The following is a 17,968-nucleotide window of genomic DNA, read 5'->3' as shown; positions in this document are numbered from 1 at the left end:
AGGAGATGCACGTATATGGCAGCCAACCGGAAGCTCCTGGCCGTGGCCGCGGCGTGTGCCGCCGCCGTCATCGGCGTCACCGGCTGCGGCGGCGACGGCGGCGACAAGGACCCCTTCGACGGGATGAGCGCCGACAAGATCGCCGACAAGGCCTCCAAGGCTTCCAAGGACGCCGGTTCCTTCACGATGAAGGGCCAGACGAAGAAGGACGGCGAGGTGAACAACATCGAGTTCGCCGTCGCCGAGTCCGGCGACTGCAAGGGCACGATGGGCTCGCCGAAGTCGGGCACCGCCGAGTTCCTCTCCGTCGGGACGACCTCGTACGTCAAGGCCGACGACAAGTTCTGGGAGGGCAAGGGCGGCGGCACGGCCGAACTCCTCAAGGGCCGCTGGGTGAAGTCCCCCGGCAAGGAGGACAGCGTCTGCAACCCGGACGACATGTTCAAGTCCGACAAGCTCAAGAACCTGAAGCGTGAGGACGACGCCGAGGTCGACGGCAAGAAGGCCGCCGTCCTCACCCAGAAGAAGGGCAAGGAGACCACCACCTTCTACGTCGCCATGGAGGGCAAGCCCTACTTCCTGAAGGTCGAGAACAAGGGCAGCGAGGACCCGGGTTCGGTGACCTTCGGCGGCTACGGCAAGCCCGTCGACGTCAAGGCCCCGCCGGCCAAGGACGTCGTCGACCCGAAGAAGCTCTCCGCCGGTTCCTGACCCGCGCATCCCATGAGCGCGCGGTGGCCACTCACGTCCGGGTCCGCCCCGGATGTCAGTGGCCACCGCTAGCCTCTCTGACGTGTCACCTCGCATCACCGACCCCGAGCAGCTCAAAGAGCTCCTCGGCATCCCGTTCACCCCGGAGCAGACGGCCTGCATCACCGCGCCGCCCGCCCCGCAGGTGATCGTGGCCGGAGCGGGCTCGGGGAAGACGACGGTGATGGCGGCCCGCGTCGTGTGGCTGGTGGGCACCGGCCAGGTCGCCCCCGAGCAGGTCCTCGGCCTGACGTTCACGAACAAGGCGGCGGGCGAGCTCGCCGAGCGCGTGCGCCAGGCGCTGATCAGGGCGGGCGTCACCGACCCCGACGCGGTCGACCCGGACAACCCGCCGGGCGAGCCGGTCATCTCGACGTACCACGCCTTCGCGGGCCGCCTCCTGACCGACCACGGCCTGCGCATCGGCCTGGAGCCGACCTCCCGCCTCCTCGCCGACGCCACCCGCTTCCAGCTCGCCGCGCGCGTGCTGCGCGAGGCCCCCGGCCCCTATCCCGCGCTGACCCGGTCCTTCCCCGACCTCGTCAGCGACCTCCTCGCCCTCGACAGCGAGCTCGCCGAGCATCTCGTGCGGCCCGAGCGACTCCGCGCGTACGACACCGAGCTGCTGCGCGCCCTGGAAGGCGCCAAGCTCACCAACCCCGACCTGCGCAAGGTCCCCGAGGCGGCCGCGGCCCGGCTCGAACTGGCCGAGCTCGTCGGCCACTACCGCGCGGCCAAGCGCTCCCGCGACCTCCTCGACTTCGGCGACCAGATCGCCCTCTCCGCGACGCTGGCCCGCACCCGCCCGGAGGTCGGCGAGATCCTCCGGGACGAGTTCCGCGTCGTTCTCCTCGACGAGTACCAGGACACGTCGGTCGCCCAGCGCATCCTCCTGTCCGGCCTGTTCGGCGGCGGCACGGGCCACCCGGTGACCGCGGTCGGCGACCCCTGCCAGGCCATCTACGGCTGGCGCGGCGCCTCCGTGGCGAACCTCGACGACTTCCCCGAGCACTTCGCGTACGCCGACGGCCGCCCCGCCACCCGCCACGCGCTCAGCGAGAACCGCCGCAGCGGCGGCCGCCTCCTCGACCTCGCCAACGGCCTCGCGGAGGCGCTGCGCGCCATGCACGCGGGCGTGGAGGCCCTCCGGCCCGCGCCGGGCGCCGAGCGCGACGGCGTGGTGCGCTGTGCCCTGCTGCGCACGCACGCCGAGGAGATCGACTGGCTCGCCGACTCGATCGGCCACCTCGTCCGCACCGGCAAGGCGCCCGGCGAGATCGCCGTCCTGTGCCGCACGGCCACGGACTTCGCCGAGATCCAGTCCGCGCTGGTCGCCCGCGACATCCCGGTGGAGGTCGTCGGCCTCTCCGGACTGCTGCACCTCCCCGAGGTCGCCGACCTCGTCGCCGTCTGCGAAGTCCTCCAGGACCCGGGGGCGAACGCCTCCCTGGTGCGGCTCCTGACCGGCCCGCGCTGGCGCATCGGCGCCCGCGACCTCGCCCTCCTCGGCCGCAGGGCCCGCCTCCTCGTCCGCCCCGGGCACACCGCTCCCGACGACCCGGACCGCCGCCTCGCCGAAGCCGTCGAGGGAGTCGACCCGGCCGAGGTGATATCGCTCGCGGACGCGCTGGACACGTTCCTGGAGTCCCCCCTCGACCCGGACGACACCTCCGGACGGGACGACGGACTGCCCTTCTCGGCGGAGGCCAGGGTGCGCTTCGCCCGCCTCGCCGCGGAACTGCGCGAGCTGCGCCGGTCACTGGCCGACCCGCTGATGGACGTGCTGCACCGCGTGCTCGCCGTGACCGGCCTGGAGGTCGAGCTCTCCGCGTCACCCGGCGCCCTGGCGGCCCGCCGCCGCGAGACCCTGTCGAACTTCTTGGACGTCGCCGCCTCCTTCGCGGCGAACGACAGCGGTGCGTCACTCCTCGCCTTCCTCGGCTTCCTGCGCACCGCCGCGCAGTACGAGAAGGGCCTCGACAACGCCCTGCCGGGCGGCGAGAACACCGTCAAGGTGCTCACCGCCCACAAGTCCAAAGGCCTGGAGTGGGATGTCGTCGCCGTCCCCGGCCTGGTCACCGGCACCTTCCCGAGCGCCCAGGGCCGCGAGAAGTGGACCGCGCAGGCCAAGGTGGTGCCCCACGAACTGCGCGGCGACGCGGCCACGCTGCCCGACATCGAGGCGTGGGACGCCAAGGGCATGAAGGCCTTCCACGAAGCGATGAAGGACCACCAGCGCACCGAGGAGCTCCGCCTCGGCTACGTGACCTTCACCCGCCCCCGCTCCCTGCTGCTCGGCTCCGGCCACTGGTGGGGGCCCTCCCAGAAGAAGCCGCGCGGCCCCTCGGACTTCCTCCAGGCCCTGCACGACCACTGCGCGGCCGGCCACGGCGAGATCGAGGCCTGGGCGGACGCGCCGGCCGAGGACGAGGAGAACCCCGCGCTCCACGAGGCGACGGCCGACCAGGCATGGCCCCTCCCGCTGGACGATGCCTCCCTGGCTCGCCGCCGCGCCGCCGCACAGACGGTCCTCGCCCACCTGGACCGCCTGACGGGAGAGGGCGCACCGGAGCCCGCCCGCTCCCACGAAGAGACCCACCCGTCGGCGCACGACGACGTGCCCCCGGCCGAAAACCCCGACTGGCCACCCCCTCCGGAGGACGACGAACCTCCCTACGAAGACCTCGGCCACCCCGACGCCGACCCGGCGGACTGGGACTCGCTGGCCACCGAGCGCCCGACGGCCCCGCACCCCGCGGACTCACCGGGCGGGGACGGCCACGCACGCGTGCCGCACCCCGCCCCCGCGCCCGACGCCCGCCCGCACCCCGCCGACCGCGTCCCGGACAGCCGCCCCGCCCCGGAGGAGCCGGGCCTCCGCCTCACCCCGGAAGAGGCACGCACCCTCGCCTCCTGGGACCGCGATCTGGACGCCCTGACCGGAGAGCTCCTGCGCGCCCGCGAAACGGTCAGGGACATCCCCGTGCCGCCCTCGCTCACCGCGTCCGAGCTGATGCGCCTGGCCGCCGACCCCGAGGGCTTCGCACGGGACCTCGCCCGCCCCATGCCGCGCCCGCCGCAGCCCGCCGCCCGCCGCGGCACCCGCTTCCATGCCTGGATCGAGTCCCGCTTCGAAGAGCTCACCCTGCCGATGCACTTCCCGGAGGACCTGCCGGGCGGTGGCCCGGACGAGGCCGAGATCGCCGACGAGCGGGACCTGGAAGCCCTCAAGGAGGCGTTCGAGCGCACCGAGTACGCCCACCGCGCGCCCTACCGCGTCGAGGTCCCCTTCCAGTTCGTGATCGCGGGCCGCGTCATCAGGGGCCGCATCGACGCCGTCTACAAGGAAGGTGACGGCGCGGACACGACGTACGAGATCGTCGACTGGAAGACCAGCCGCACCCGCACCGCCGACCCCCTCCAGCTCGCCGTGTACCGCCTCGCCTGGGCCGAGCAGCAGGGCGTCCCCCTGGAATCGGTGAAGGCCGCCTTCCTCTACGTACGCAGCGGGGAGGTCGCCCGCCCGAGGGACCTCCCGGGCCGCGCCAGGCTGGAGCGCCTCCTCCTGGAGGAGCCGGCCGGCGTCCCGGGTGACGAGCCACCGGACGAGCCCGCCCCGGATGGCGGATAGGCTCGTGACCATGAGCGAGACACCGGACAGCGCCGTCCGCACGTACATCGAGAACCACCGTGCCGCCTTCCTCGACGACCTCGCCGAGTGGCTGCGCATCCCGTCCGTGTCGGCTCAGCCCGACCACGCCGGGGACGTGCGCCGCAGCGCGGACTGGCTCGTCGCGGCGCTCAAGGAGACCGGCTTCCCGACCGCGGAGGTCTGGGAGACGCCCGGGGCACCCGCCGTCTTCGCGGAGTGGCCCTCCGACGACCCGCAGGCCCCCACCGTCCTCGTCTACGGCCACCACGACGTGCAGCCCGCGGCCCGCGAGGACGGCTGGCACACCGACCCCTTCGAGCCCGTCGTCCAGGGAAAGCGCCTCTACGCGCGCGGGGCGGCCGACGACAAGGGCCAGGTCTTCTTCCACACCCTCGGCGTCCGCGCCCACCTCGCCGCCACCGGCCGCACGGCGCCCGCGGTCAACCTCAAGCTGCTCGTCGAGGGCGAGGAGGAGTCCGGCTCCCCGCACTTCCGCGCGCTCATCGAGGCCCACAAGGACCGCATCGCCGCCGACGCGGTGATCGTCTCGGACACCGGCATGTGGTCGGAGGACACCCCGACCGTCTGCACGGGCATGCGCGGCCTCGCCGAATGCGAGATCCAGCTGCACGGACCCGACCAGGACATCCACTCAGGATCCTTCGGCGGCGCCGTGCCGAACCCCGCCACCGAGGTCGCCCGCCTCGTCGCCGCCCTCCACGACGAGCACGCGCGCGTGGCCATCCCCGGCTTCTACGAAGGCATCGTCGAGCTCACCGACCGCGAGCGGGAACTCTTCGCCGAGCTCCCCTTCGACGAGGGACGCTGGCTGAGCACGGCCAAGTCCCACGGCACCCGCGGCGAGGCCGGGCACACCACCCTGGAGCGCATCTGGGCCCGCCCCACCGCCGAGGTCAACGGCATCGGAGGCGGCTATCAGGGCGTGGGAAGCAAGACGATCATCCCGTCGTCCGCCCTGGTGAAGCTGTCCTTCCGGCTGGTCGCGGGGCAGGACCCCGAGCACGTGGAGAAGGCCGTGCGCGCCTGGGCCGCCGACCGCGTCCCGGCCGGCATCCGCCACACGGTCACCTTCAGCTCCGCCACGCGCCCGTGCCTGACCCCGCTCGACCACCCGGCCCTGCAGTCCGTCGTACGGGCGATGGGCCGTGCCTTCGAGCAGAAGATCCGCTTCACGCGCGAGGGCGGCTCGGGACCGGCCGCCGACCTCCAGGACGTCCTCGGCGCGCCCGTGCTCTTCCTGGGCATCTCCGTCCCCTCCGACGGCTGGCACGCGCCGAACGAGAAGGTCGAGATCGATCTGCTGCTCAAGGGCGTCGAAACCACCGCCTACCTGTGGGGCGACCTCGCGGAGAACTGGCGCGATGCACACTGAGAGCCGCCGGACCGCCGGACCCGTCCCGCCGAACAACCCATTCCATCGGGGGAGTTGGAAGCACCTGTGACCACCTGGACCGACCGCACCGCAGACCGGCCCATCTCGCTGACCGCGCAGAGCGGCATCGACCGCGCGGCGCACCACCGCATGGACGAGGCGTGGCTGGCCGCCGCCTGGAGCCACCCCACGACCCGGGTCTTCGTGGTCTCCGGCGGCCAGGTGCTCATCGACGAGACGCCCGAGGGCGACACCGAACTGGTGATGACGCCGTCCTTCGAAGCGCCGCTCACCGAGGAGCACCGCTACTTCCTGGGCACGGACGACGACGGCGTCAGCTACTTCGCGCTCCAGAAGGACACCCTGCCGGGCCGCATGGACCAGTCGGCGCGCCCCGCCGGGCTGCGCGAGGCGGGGCTCCTGCTCTCCCCCCGGGACGCGGGCCTGATGGTGCACGCCGTCGCCCTGGAGAACTGGCAGCGGCTGCACCGCTTCTGTTCGCGCTGCGGTGAGCGCACGATCATCGCGGCGGCGGGCCACATCCGCCGCTGCCAGGCCTGCGGCGCCGAGCACTACCCGCGCACGGACCCCGCCGTGATCATGGCGGTCAGGGACAGCGAGGACCGCATCCTCCTCGGCCGCCAGATGCACTGGCCCGAAGGACGCTTCTCCACCCTCGCGGGCTTCGTCGAGCCGGGGGAGTCCATCGAGCAGTCGGTGCGGCGCGAGGTCTTCGAAGAGGCGGGTGTCACGGTCGGCGACGTGGAGTACGTCGCGAGCCAGCCCTGGCCGTTCCCCTCCAGCCTGATGCTGGGCTTCATGGCCGACGCCACCTCATCGGAGATCAACGTCGACGGCGAGGAGATCCACGAGGCCCGCTGGTTCTCCCGGGAAGACCTGCGGGCCGCATTCGAGTCCGGGGAGGTCCTGCCTCCCTACGGGATCTCGATTGCGGCCCGGCTGATCGAGCTCTGGTACGGCGAGCCCCTGCCGAGGCCGGGGACCGTCGGCTAAGCCGCTCAGACGGCCAGCTTCTGCTTGACCTGCGCCAGCGACGGGTTCGTGAGCGTCGAGCCGTCCGGGAAGAGAACGGTGGGAACCGTCTGGTTTCCGTCGTTCGCCTTCTCGACGAAGGCCGCGGAGTCCGGGTCGTGCTCGATGTTGACCTCGGTGTACGCAATGCCCTCACGGTCCATCTGACCCTTGAGGCGGCGGCAGTAGCCGCACCACGTCGTGCTGTACATCGTCACAGTGCCCGGCATGTCTCGTGTGCTCCTTCGTTGCTCGGGGTGCGTCATCGCAATGGATCGAACGTACGCGACACGGCCACCATTCCCGCATTAGTACGACCGGTGACGCATCCCTGTGGACAACCGGCTCACCCGCCCCCTGCGACCTGGCAAGCTGGCTGGGTGACATCAGCAACGCACTCCACCCTCTTCCCGCAGGTCCCGGACTCCCCTGACGCGGTGCTCGACGGGCTCGACCCGGAGCAGCGCGAGGTCGCCACCGCCCTGCACGGGCCGGTGTGCGTCCTGGCGGGCGCGGGCACCGGCAAGACGCGGGCGATCACGCACCGGATCGCCTATGGGGTGCGCGCCGGAATGCTCCAGCCCGCCAGTGTGCTGGCCGTCACCTTCACCAACCGCGCGGCGGGCGAGATGCGCGGCCGCCTCCGCCAGCTCGGCGCCTCCGGCGTCCAGGCCCGGACGTTCCACTCCGCGGCCCTGCGCCAGCTCCAGTTCTTCTGGCCGAAAGCAGTCGGTGGCCCGCTGCCCCGGATCGTCGACCGCAAGATCAAGCTCGTCGCGGACGCGGCCGCCGCCTGCCGCATCCGCCTCGACCGCAATGAGCTGCGCGACCTCACCAGCGAGATCGAGTGGTCCAAGGTCACCCAGACCGTCCCCTCGGACTATGCGGCGGCCGCCGCCAAGTCGGGCCGCGACATCCCGCGCGACCCCGCCGAGATCGCCCAGCTCTACGCCGCGTACGAGGACCTCAAGCGCGACCGCGCCGTCATCGACTTCGAGGACGTGCTGCTGCTCGCCGTCGGCATCCTCCAGGACCGGCACGACATCGCCGAACAGGTCCGCTCCCAGTACCAGCACTTCGTGGTCGACGAGTACCAGGACGTGAGCCCGCTCCAGCAGCGCCTCCTGGAGCTGTGGCTCGGCGACCGGGACAACCTCTGCGTCGTCGGCGACGCCAGCCAGACGATCTACTCCTTCACCGGCGCGACCCCCGACCACCTGCTGAACTTCCGCGCCCGCCACCCAGGGGCGACGGTCGTCAAGCTGGTCCGTGACTACCGCTCCACCCCCCAGGTGGTCCACCTGGCCAACGGCCTGCTCTCCCAGGCCCGCGGCCGCGCCGCCGACCACCGCCTGGAGCTGATCTCCCAGCGCGACCCCGGCACCGAGCCGGTCTACACGGAGTACGCGGACGAGCCCGCCGAGGCCGAAGGCGCCGCCCGCCGCATCCGCGCCCTCCTCGCCGACGGCGTCCCCGCCAGCGAGATCGCGATCCTCTTCCGCACGAACTCGCAGTCGGAGATCTACGAACAGGCGCTCGCCGACGCGGGCGTGCCCTATCAGCTCCGCGGCGCCGAGCGGTTCTTCGAGCGCACCGAGGTGCGCGAAGCGGGCGCGGCCCTGCGCGGCGCGGCCCGCTTCGGGGGCAACGACGCGTTGCTGGACGACGTGGTCGACCTCCCCTCCCAGGTGCGTGCCGTGCTCTCCACCAAGGGCTGGACGAGCGAGCCGCCCGCGGGCTCCGGGGCGGTCCGCGACCGCTGGGAATCCCTGGCCGCGCTGGTGCGGCTCGCCGAGGACTTCGCCCGGTCCAGGCCGGAGGCGACCCTCGCCGACCTCGTGGCCGAGCTCGACGAGCGGGCGAACGCCCAGCACGCGCCCACTGTCGAGGGCGTCACCCTCGCCTCGCTGCACGCGGCCAAGGGCCTGGAGTGGGACGCCGTGTTCCTGGTGGGCCTCGCCGAAGGCATGATGCCGATCACGTACGCCAAGACGGACGAGCAGATCGAGGAGGAGCGCCGCCTCCTCTATGTGGGGGTGACCCGCGCCCGCGTCCACCTCTCCCTCTCCTGGGCGCTCTCCCGCTCGCCGGGCGGCCGTCCGAACCGCCGCCCCAGCCGCTTCCTGGACGGCCTGCGCCCGGGCTCCGGAGCCGGCGCGGCGGCCCGGGCCGCGGGCGGCGGACCCGGCGGCGTCGAGCGCGGCAGCGGCGGCATCGAGGGGACCGGCACCGCGGTCGGGCGCCGGCAGCGGAAGAGCCGCGCTCCGGCCCGCTGCCGGGTCTGCGGCCGCACCCTGACCGACGCGGGCGAGCTGAAGCTCCTGCGGTGCGAGGACTGCCCGTCCGACATGGACGAAGGGCTCTACGAGCGGTTGCGGGAGTGGCGATCCGGCCAGGCGAGAGAGCTGGGACAGCCCGCCTACTGCGTCTTCACGGACAAAACCTTGATCGCGATCGCGGAGGCCGTGCCCGACGACGAGGGCGAGCTGGCCCGGATCCCCGGGGTCGGGGTCCGTAAGTTTCATCGCTTCGGAGCCGACGTCCTCGCCATTTGTGCAGGTCAGGAGCGTGTAAGGGGCGCCGATGACGAATGATTCAAACTCGTCGAAAAAATAGTTTGCGCATGCGCGAGGAAGACCCATAGGTTCTTAACACGGAAACGGCGGCTTCTCCGAAGCCCCGGTTTCGTGCTGTACTTGACAGTCCGCAGGATCGGTTCCGGTCGATCCCCTAGACGCCGAGAGGAGGCGAATTCCAGTGATCAGCATCAACGAGAGCTTCATCAGCACCGCGAAAATGACCGATCGCTCGGTCGTCGCTTCCTGCCTGCTCGGCTTCTCGAACCAGGGCACCGGTCTGTCCGGCGGCATCCCCGCCGTGCGTCCGCTGTCCGCCCCCCTGCCTCTCGCCGGTCTTCTCGTCAGCGAGGCCAATGAGGGCAATGAGCGACCGACCGAGGCACCGGAAGCAGCAGTAGCGGAGGCGCAGGCCCAGGCCTATGCCTTTGCGGCAGCCGGTGCCGGATTCCGGAAGCAGACGACGCACCACCACACGATGTGGGCCTTCCGTGGGCTCGAACCCTGGAGTGATCCAGTCTGATCCTCGATCAGACCGGCGCCTTCAGGGCCGCGGAACCCCACCCGGGATCCGCGGCCCTTCTGTTTTCCCCAAAACAGGGAGACGGAGCGAAGGGGCCGACAGCAAGACCCGGTACCAGCCGCCAACCGGCCGACCCAGGCCGGCACGACCAGACGAGGAAAACACCACCGTGCAACTCGAAGCGCACGCCCCGTCCGTACCGCCTTCACAGACGCTCCCCCCGCCCGCACCCACGGAGGACCCGGCCTTGACTCCCCTCACCGCGCTCACCGCGCTCGACGACGCCATCGAGAACCTCGGCGTACCCGTTCCCTGCCGTGCCTACGACCCGGAGGTCTTCTTCGCGGAGTCCCCGGCCGACGTCGAGTACGCCAAGTCCCTCTGCCGCACCTGCCCGCTGATGGAGGCCTGCCTCGCCGGCGCCAAGGAGCGGCGTGAGCCGTGGGGCGTCTGGGGTGGCGAGCTGTTCGTCCAGGGCGTCGTGGTTGCCCGGAAGCGGCCCCGTGGCCGCCCGCGCAAGAACCCGGTCGTCGCATGAACACCGCCGGAACCATCGACCGCCCCCTCACGCACGACCCCAAGAAGCAGGCCCCGATGAAGGCAGCCACCCGCGAGCCCGCCGGCTCCGCGACCCCAGACTTCACCACCACCGGCGCGCACGTCTCGCGCCAGAACAGGACCCGAGAGATGCAACTCTTCCCAGAAGCCATGGCTCGTGCGCATATGCACGAACGCCTGCGTGAGGCCGAGGCTCAACGCCCGGCCATGCGCCTGGTGGCGGCCCGCCGTATGCAGCGCCGCGCGGAGCGTGCCTCGCTGCGTGCCCGGCGCGCGCTCGCCATAGCGGTCATGCAGTAAGAGCCGCGCAGGCGCTTCGGCGCGATGACAGATACCCGCGGGGGCCGGCCCGAACGGACCGGCCCCCGCAGTGCGTTGTACTCCCCGATCGTCCGGAAGCGGCGATAGGGTCGCCCGGTGGAACAGCAGAACTCCCGGCCCGCGGAAACAGCGAACGTCGTCTGCTCCCGCTGCGGCACGGTCGCCGAAGGCACGCCACCGACCTGGACCTGCTCCGTGGAGAACGGCACGCGCCACTACTTCTGCGACGTCTGCGCGCGGGAGAACATCAGAGCCATCGAAGGGCGCCTCGACTCCGACTGGTGGTGAGCCTCCCGCGGCTCAGGCCTCCACCGCCGCGCTGCCCTGCTCGGTCTCCTCGGTCTCCTCGGTCGCCTCGATCTCCGCCATCTCGATCTCCTCGGAATCCTCCACGAAGCCGGGCAGCCACTCCTCCAGCTCGTCCCTCATCCGTACCGTCGCACCCAGCTGGCACAGGACCCCGATCGTGCTCACCGTCACGCGGTGTATCAGCAGATACGCCGGGGGCAGGTTCAGATAGCGGCCCAACTGGTAAGCGGGGGAGCGGACATCGGCAAGCCGGGCCGCGTGCTTGCGCATCCAGGCACGGGTGAAGGTGTACTCGTCCACCGCCATGGGCTCGATGATCGGCAGCAGATAGTCGAGCACCGCCTGCGGTTCCAGGTCGACGGACTCCTTGACGAAGTTCTCCTCGCGCAACATGTCGTAGACGGCGTCGGCCTCGCCCTCCAGCGTCATCCGCAGCGACCTGCCGATGGTCGGGGGCAGCCCGTCGGGCAGCCGGTCGACCGTGCCGAAGTCGAGGACACCGAGGCGGTAACCGTCCTTCTCGTCGGGAAGCAGGCGGAAGTTGCCGGGGTGCGGGTCGGCATGCAGCAGTCCCGTGCGCGTCGGACCGGAGAAGAGGAAGCGGGCCAGCAGCTGGCCCGCCCGGTCGCGCTGCTCCTTGGTGCCGTCGGCGATCACCTCCGAGAGAGGCGTCCCGTCCATCCACTCGGTCACCAGGACCTGCTCGCTCTGGTGCACCACCTGCGGCACCACCACGTCGGGGTCGTCCGCGAACTCGTCGGCGTGCGCCTGCTGGGCCTGCGCCTCCAAGGCGTAGTCGAGCTCCTCCGAGACACGGTCGCGCAGCTCCGCGATGAGCGGCTTGATGTCCATGCCCGGAATCAGCGGCCCCAGGAGGCGGGCGAACCGGCTGAGTTGGTTGAGGTCGGAGAGCAGCGCCTCGCCCGCCCCCGGGTACTGGACCTTGACCGCCACCTCACGGCCGTCCGCCCACACGGCCCGGTGGACCTGCCCGATCGACGCCGCGGCCGCCGGCTTGTCCTCGAACTCCAGGAACAGATCCCGCCAGTCCTCGCCGAGCCGCTCCTCGAGAACGGAGTGCACGGTGCGGGTCGGCATCGGGGGCGCCGCCTCCTGGAGCTTCGTCAGAGCCGCTCGATACGGCCCCGCGACCTCCTCCGGCAGCGCGGACTCGAAGACGGACAGCGCCTGCCCGAACTTCATGGCGCCGCCCTTCAGCTCGCCGAGGACCTTGAAGAGCTGCTCCGCCGTGCGCTGCTGCAGCTCACGTCCCACGATCTCCGCCGACTTGCCCCCGATCCGCTTGCCGAGCCCCCAGGTCGCCCGCCCCGCGAAGCCGAGTGGCAGCGCGGCCAGTTTGGCGGTACGGGTTACCGCCTTCCGGGGAAGATCAGACATGCGCCCCTCCAAGTCCCAGACAGCCGCGCCTTGTCAGGCGGTTACCCGGCCATTGTTGCGTGCGGCTTCGTGTCAGCGGTGGGCCGATCCCCCTTAACGGACACACCGGCCCCACAAGAGCATGATGGATGCGGCCAAATCGGGCTCGAGTGCCACTCGAATCCTGGGACGGAGGCCGTCCAGCGCACCCCCGCACCGGCCGATGAACCGCTGTCCAGAAAGGCGAGGGCATGCCCCGCCGCCAGCCCGGCGACCGAGGTCGACAGGGCCAGGTCACACGCCGGCACCTGCCGCGCGGGCCCGGAGCGCCACTGGGCCAGCATCCGGGGCCAGGTGGGATCGCGGTCCGCGCGCTGGCGGAACAGGCACTCGGCACACGCGGTCGTCCCCGGCAGGACCAGAGGGCCCACGACGCCCGTCCCCTCGATCACTCCTGCGTAGAGATGGGGGATGCCGGAGGCGAGCAGTTCCTCCGTCGCGGCGGGCGCGGGAGCATACGCGTCCAGGCCGTCCCTCGGGGCGATGATCACCAGGGACAGGCCCGCCGCCCCTTCCGGCTCGGCGGAGCGCCGGGGTGGCCGGCCCGGTGCCGACTGGCGCACGATCCGGCGTGCGGTCGTGTCCCTGCGCTCCCCGACGGACTCGGCGGGCAGGCCGCCCGGCGCGATGTCCCACGGCTGCACATGCCCGCCGTCCAGCACCTCGACCCGGCCGACGCCCGCGCCCGCAAGCACGGAGGCCACGACGGCGCCGACCCGCCCGGCACCTCGCACCCGCACTCGCATGGCACGCCGCGCCGCGGCCTTGGCCATCGCGTCGCCCGGCTCGGGGGAGTGCAGCGACAGCGAGGCCAGATCGGCACGCAGCCGGTCCATGACTTCGCCCCGCTCACGCAGCGCGTCCGCCGCGGGGCCGCCGCCCGTCGAGTCGTCTAGGAGGCCGGCCCGCGAGAGCTCGCCCAGGAGTCTGTCCACGTGTCCGTCCGGCAGCCCCATCCGCCGGGCCTCCTCGCGCAGGAGCGGCACCCCGCGAGTGCCGTCCAGAAGAGTCAGAAAGCTGCTCGTCGCCGTGTCCATCGGGCCGAGCACCAGGGCGTGCGCGGGCGCCACCCCGAACTGCACGGTGCTCAGGTCCCGCCAGCCGCGCCGCAGCGCGGGCTTCAGGACCGGGTGCATGGCCGTCACCGCCGTCGCTGCTGCCGCTGCCGTCGTGCTCGTCACGGTCGCCGTCGCCGTCGCCGTCATCGCTGTCGTCATGGTCGTCCCCCGTCGGCCGGTCGTCGCGGGCCCGTCCGCCGCGCCGATCGAAGGCCAGAATGCCCGCCTCACCGGACGCCCGCGTCGCGTTGTCCACAGGCGGTGGGTGTTCGTCGTACTAATCAGTCGTACTAATCAAACGCACAGGGAGCGGAACAGCGCCGAACCGTCCCGGAGGCGGGACTTCCCCCATGCCCAGCGGGTAACGTCGGGGCGTGCCCGCCGACCCGTCCCCTCGCGTCGCTGGGGAGACCTCAGCGCGTCGCGCCGGAGCTCCACAGCGCAGCACGACCAGCCCGTCGCCGTCCGGTGCGGTGGCCAGCGCGGTCGAGGTCAGGCGGAGCGCCCGCCGCCGCAGAACGGTCTCCGCGTACCGGGAGGGCGACCGCACCGTCGTCCTCATCCCGGCCCGGATGTCCGAGGCGGAAGAGCAGCGCTGGGTCAACGTGATGCTCGACAAGCTCGCGGCCCAGGAGAGCAAGCGGCTGCTCGGCGACGCGGAGCTCGCCGCGCGCGCCGGCCGGCTGTCCGAGCAGTACTTCGGCGGCCGCGCCAGGCCGGCCTCCGTTCGCTGGGTCACGAACCAGAACACGCGCTGGGGCTCCTGCACCCCGGCCGAGGGCAGCATCCGCCTTTCGCACCGGCTCCAGGGCATGCCCGAGTACGTCGTGGACTACGTGCTCGTCCACGAGCTCGCCCACCTTCTCGTCCCCGGCCACGGGCCCCGTTTCTGGCGGCTCCTGGAGGCCTATCCCCGCACCGAGCGGGCGCGGGGCTACCTCGAAGGGGTGGTCGCGGCCGGTCGGCTGCCCCACCTTCCGGCCGCCCGCGAGGAGTGAACGTCCGCCGGATCTCGCGGTTGTGTAGCGGGTCTGTACCGGCTTCGCCCGCTGTCGGACTTTGCGGTTAGCCTGACGCGACGCATTCACATTCGGGATGGGGGACGGTCGTTACGTATGGCCAGGGAATTCCAACGCGGCCACAAGGCCAAGGTCAGTGACCTCACCGCGGGAACCGATCTGTACGTCGGCGTGCAGATCTCCGCACCGGGGCTGACGTTCGACATCAGCTGCTTCGGCCTGGACGCGAGCGAGCGGCTCTCGGACGACCGTTACTTCATCTTCTTCAACCAGCCGAAGTCCCCCGAGGAGTCGATCCAGCTCCTGGGCGCCCAGGCGGGCGACACCGAGTCCTTCCGCGTCACGCTCGACCGCATCCCGCAGCAGATCCAGCGGCTGTCGTTCACGGCGACGATCGACGGCGCCGGGCAGATGTCGCAGGTCGCCTCCGGGTACATCCGCATCGTCGCGGGCGGCGAGGAAGTGGCGCGCTACGCCTTCACCGGTGCGGAGTTCTCCACGGAGCGCGCCGTCATGCTGGGCGACTTCTACATGAAGGACGTCTGGCGCTTTGCTGCCATCGGCCAGGGCTTCGACGGCGGGCTCGACGCGCTCCTGAGGAACTTCGGCGGCGAGGTCGCCGAGGAGGAGCCCGCCGCCCCGCAGCCGCAGGCCGCCGCGCCCTCCTTCGCACCGCCCGCGCAGGCCGCGGCGCCGCCCGCGTTCGGCGCCCCGGCCTCGGCCGCGCCGCCCCAGGCGCCTGCGCCTGCTCCCGCCCCCACTCCGGCGCCCGCCCCCGCCCCCGCCCCCGCTCCCGCTCCCGCGCAGAACTTCGCGCCCCCGCAGGGCGCCACTCCGCCCCCGGCTCCCGCCCCCATGAACCCCTCGGTACACGCCGCGCAGACCGTCGTGGCCCCGATGCACCAGCCGCCGGGAGGAGCCGTGCCGCCGCCGTCGGCCCCCTCGCCGTACGGCCAGCCCGGCCAGCAGCACCCGCAGTTCGGCCAGGCCCCGGGCCAGACCGCACCCCCGCCGCCCGGATACGGCCAGCAGCCCACCGCCCCCATGCCCCCGCCCGGATACGGCCAGCAGCCCCCCAGCGGTCAGTTCCCCGGACAGCCCGCCGCCCCGCAGGGTGCGGCGGCACCCCAGGGCGCCGGTGTGGCCGCGGCACTCCAGAAGTACCGCGAGGCCCCCACCGGCCAGCGCTGGACGCAGCAGAACGAGAAGCTCGTGCGCGTCGACCTGGGCGTCGCCGACCAGGCGATCCTCGCCCGTCAGGGCAGCATGGTGCTCTACCAGGGCAAGGTCGAGTTCAGCTACAAGGGCGCGGGCTTCGCCGGACGCATCGTGGGCAACTCCACCGGCCAGGAGATGCAGCTGATGCGCTGCTCGGGCCGAGGGCAGGTCTTCCTCGCCGAGGAGGGCACCCACCTGCACCCCATCGAACTTCAGGGCGACGCGATCTGCGTCTCGGCGGAGAACGTCCTCGCCTTCGACGAGACGCTCCAGCACGAAGTGCGCAGGATCGAGGGCCACGGCATCCCCGGCGGCGCTCTGTTCGTCATGCAGTTCCAGGGCACCGGCACCGTCATCGTGAAGACCCACGGCGTGCCCGTCGTCCTGCCCGTCACGCCGACGACCTTCGCCGACTGCCACGCCGTCGTCGCCTGGTCGGCCGCCGCTCAGGCGATCGTTTCCAGCCAGGTCCGAATGCGCAGCAACGCGTACGCGGGATCCACGGGGGAGAGCGTGAACCTCCAATTCCGTGGCGCGCCCGGCAATTTCATCGTCGTCCAGCCGTACGAGGTCTGAGGGAGCCCGTCATGAATCAGCAGCTCGCGGGCTTTGCTCCCGCACCCGTCGCCGCCCGCATGGAGAACCACGGCCACCACATGGTCAAGGTCGCCATGCAGACCGGCAACGACCTCCTCGCGCGCGTGGGCTCGATGGTCGCCTACGAAGGGTTCGTGCAGTACGAGCCGAATCCGCCCGCCGTCCGTCAGGTCGCGCGCGAGTGGATGACCGGCGAGGGCGCGCCCCTGATGAAGTGCTCCGGAGACGGCCTTCTCTACCTCGCCGACTACGGAGCGGACGTCGTCGTCATCAATCTGGCGGGCGACTCCCTCTCGGTGAACGGCACCAACCTCCTCGCCTTCGACGCGTCCCTCCAGTGGGGCGTTGAGCGGGTCAAGGGCATGGCCAAGTTCGCCGGGCAGGGCCTGTGGAACATCAAGATCTCCGGCCAGGGCTGGGTCGCGCTGACGTCCCGGGGCACCCCGATCGTCGTCGACTGCGGCCGTGGCGACGACGAGACGTACGTCGACCCGGACGCCCTGATCGCCTGGTCCCCGAACCTCAAGGTGAAGGGCAAGCGCAGCTTCAAGGCCGGCTCCCTCATCGGGCGCGGCAGCGGCGAGGCCTACCAGATGGGCTTCTCCGGAGAGGGCATCGTCGTCGTACAGCCCAGCGAGGACAGCACCGACCGTCTCCGAGCACGGGGCTGAGGGGGAGCAACACACCATGCAGAGCCCGCTTTTCGCGCACGCCGAACAGCAGACCCAGGAGCGCTACTCCGTCCAGAACCCGCAGCTGCTGCGGGTCGCCCTGGAAGGCCACGACGACGTCCTGGCCCGCAAGGGCGCGATGGTCGCCTACCAGGGGCTGATCGAGTTCGACGCGGAGTACCAGAGCCAGGGCAACCAGCGAGCCCGCGCGCACACCGGTGAGGGCCTGGACCTGATGCGCTGCCACGGTCAGGGCACGGTCTACTTCGCCAACCTCGCCCAGTACATCCATGTGGTGGATGTCGACCAGGACGGCCTGACCGTGGACAGCAGCTACGTCCTCGCGATGGACTCGTCGCTGACCCACCAGGTCATCGCCGTCGACAGCCAGTACGGCATCTCCGGCTCCGGCAAGTACCAGCTCAACATCAACGGGCGCGGCAAGGTCGCCCTGATGACGTCGGGCCAGCCCCTGATGTTGCAGGTCACGCCCGACCGGTACGTCAACGCGGACGCCGACGCGATCGTCGCCTGGTCCAACGGCCTGCGCGTCCAGATGCAGGCCCAGACCCATTCCTCGGGCGTCTGGCGCCGCCGCGGCAACACCGGCGAGGGCTGGGAGCTCAGCTTCATGGGCCAGGGCTACGCGCTCGTCCAGCCGAGCGAGATGCTGCCGCCCCAGAACGCGGAGATCGGGCGGGGCGCCCAAGCGCAGTTCGGGATGGGCCAGCAAGGGGCCCGGGGGCAGAACCAGGGCAACGTCTGGAGCTGAGCCCTCCGCCGAGTTGAGCGGAGGAGGGCGCGGGGAGCACGTGCGGGCCGTATGCGGCTGGGCGCGCAGTTCCCCGCGCCCC

At 71.7% G+C, this 17,968-nt stretch carries 16 protein-coding genes; 13 read left to right on the top strand and 3 right to left on the bottom strand.

The annotated features are described in order from the left end of the window. Positions 1-15: 15 nt before the first annotated feature. From ACZ7LU_RS13655 to nudC, 4 genes are all read left to right on the top strand, one after another. The gene (locus ACZ7LU_RS13655) at positions 16-711 is read left to right on the top strand and encodes a hypothetical protein (protein ID WP_471916767.1); all 696 of its coding nucleotides are present in this window, start codon (positions 16-18) and stop codon (positions 709-711) included. Positions 712-793: 82 nt separating this feature from the next. Further along, positions 794-4,381 carry a UvrD-helicase domain-containing protein gene (locus tag ACZ7LU_RS13650; RefSeq protein ID WP_471916766.1) on the top strand — a complete coding sequence of 1,196 codons (3,588 nt, stop codon included), beginning with the start codon at positions 794-796 and terminating at the stop codon, positions 4,379-4,381. Positions 4,382-4,391: 10 nt separating this feature from the next. Further along, a complete protein-coding gene (locus ACZ7LU_RS13645; protein WP_398300951.1) occupies positions 4,392-5,795 on the top strand; it encodes a dipeptidase in 1,404 nt (467 codons plus the stop codon). 66 nt (positions 5,796-5,861) lie between these two features. Continuing rightward, complete coding sequence (nudC, locus tag ACZ7LU_RS13640; RefSeq protein WP_398300953.1) at positions 5,862-6,809, top strand: NAD(+) diphosphatase; 948 nt, start codon at positions 5,862-5,864, stop codon at positions 6,807-6,809. A 5-nt stretch (positions 6,810-6,814) separates the two neighbouring features. Here the strand turns inward: nudC and ACZ7LU_RS13635 are convergent, their stop codons facing one another. Beyond that, positions 6,815-7,057 (bottom strand): mycoredoxin, encoded by a 243-nt coding sequence (locus ACZ7LU_RS13635; RefSeq protein ID WP_398300955.1) that lies wholly within the window; start codon positions 7,055-7,057, stop codon positions 6,815-6,817. A gap of 69 nt (positions 7,058-7,126) precedes the next feature. Here ACZ7LU_RS13635 and ACZ7LU_RS13630 point away from each other — a divergent pair, with 69 nt between their 5' ends. The 5 genes from ACZ7LU_RS13630 to ACZ7LU_RS13610 all read left to right on the top strand — a co-directional run bounded on the left by ACZ7LU_RS13630 (position 7,127) and on the right by ACZ7LU_RS13610 (position 11,093). Then, positions 7,127-9,421 (top strand): ATP-dependent DNA helicase UvrD2, encoded by a 2,295-nt coding sequence (locus tag ACZ7LU_RS13630; protein ID WP_471917070.1) that lies wholly within the window; start codon positions 7,127-7,129, stop codon positions 9,419-9,421. 163 nt (positions 9,422-9,584) lie between these two features. Beyond that, positions 9,585-9,926, top strand: coding sequence for a hypothetical protein (locus tag ACZ7LU_RS13625; protein WP_471916765.1), 342 nt, complete (start codon positions 9,585-9,587; stop codon positions 9,924-9,926). A gap of 169 nt (positions 9,927-10,095) precedes the next feature. Beyond that, on the top strand, positions 10,096-10,464 hold the full coding sequence (locus tag ACZ7LU_RS13620) for a WhiB family transcriptional regulator (RefSeq protein WP_362996395.1): 369 nt from the start codon (positions 10,096-10,098) through the stop codon (positions 10,462-10,464). Beyond that, entirely contained in the window at positions 10,461-10,784 is a 324-nt protein-coding gene (locus ACZ7LU_RS13615; RefSeq protein ID WP_468092230.1) for a hypothetical protein, read from the top strand. Before ACZ7LU_RS13620 ends, ACZ7LU_RS13615 begins: the two co-directional genes overlap by 4 nt. Before the next feature lie 117 nt (positions 10,785-10,901). Further along, the gene (locus ACZ7LU_RS13610; RefSeq protein WP_468311324.1) at positions 10,902-11,093 is read left to right on the top strand and encodes a hypothetical protein; all 192 of its coding nucleotides are present in this window, start codon (positions 10,902-10,904) and stop codon (positions 11,091-11,093) included. Between the two features lie 12 nt (positions 11,094-11,105). Here the strand turns inward: ACZ7LU_RS13610 and ACZ7LU_RS13605 are convergent, their stop codons facing one another. Beyond that, a complete protein-coding gene (locus ACZ7LU_RS13605) occupies positions 11,106-12,512 on the bottom strand; it encodes an ABC1 kinase family protein (RefSeq protein WP_471916764.1) in 1,407 nt (468 codons plus the stop codon). A 41-nt stretch (positions 12,513-12,553) separates the two neighbouring features. After that, positions 12,554-13,687, bottom strand: a complete 1,134-nt coding sequence (locus ACZ7LU_RS13600) for a TOMM precursor leader peptide-binding protein (protein WP_471917069.1) — start codon at positions 13,685-13,687, stop codon at positions 12,554-12,556. Positions 13,688-13,983: 296 nt separating this feature from the next. Between ACZ7LU_RS13600 and ACZ7LU_RS13595 the strand changes: the two genes are divergently transcribed. The 4 genes from ACZ7LU_RS13595 (at position 13,984) to ACZ7LU_RS13580 (ending at position 17,886) form a co-directional block, all read left to right on the top strand. Next, positions 13,984-14,607 carry a M48 family metallopeptidase gene (locus ACZ7LU_RS13595; RefSeq protein ID WP_398300964.1) on the top strand — a complete coding sequence of 208 codons (624 nt, stop codon included), beginning with the start codon at positions 13,984-13,986 and terminating at the stop codon, positions 14,605-14,607. Between the two features lie 117 nt (positions 14,608-14,724). Beyond that, the gene (locus ACZ7LU_RS13590) at positions 14,725-16,422 is read left to right on the top strand and encodes a TerD family protein (protein WP_471916763.1); all 1,698 of its coding nucleotides are present in this window, start codon (positions 14,725-14,727) and stop codon (positions 16,420-16,422) included. Between the two features lie 11 nt (positions 16,423-16,433). Continuing rightward, a complete protein-coding gene (locus ACZ7LU_RS13585; protein ID WP_362328532.1) occupies positions 16,434-17,114 on the top strand; it encodes an AIM24 family protein in 681 nt (226 codons plus the stop codon). 16 nt (positions 17,115-17,130) lie between these two features. After that, positions 17,131-17,886, top strand: coding sequence for an AIM24 family protein (locus ACZ7LU_RS13580; RefSeq protein WP_398300966.1), 756 nt, complete (start codon positions 17,131-17,133; stop codon positions 17,884-17,886). The last annotated feature ends 82 nt before the right edge of the window (positions 17,887-17,968 follow it).

The organism is Streptomyces sp. NPDC039462, from assembly GCF_055639375.1.
This window is presented reverse-complemented; position numbering and strand designations above follow the sequence as displayed.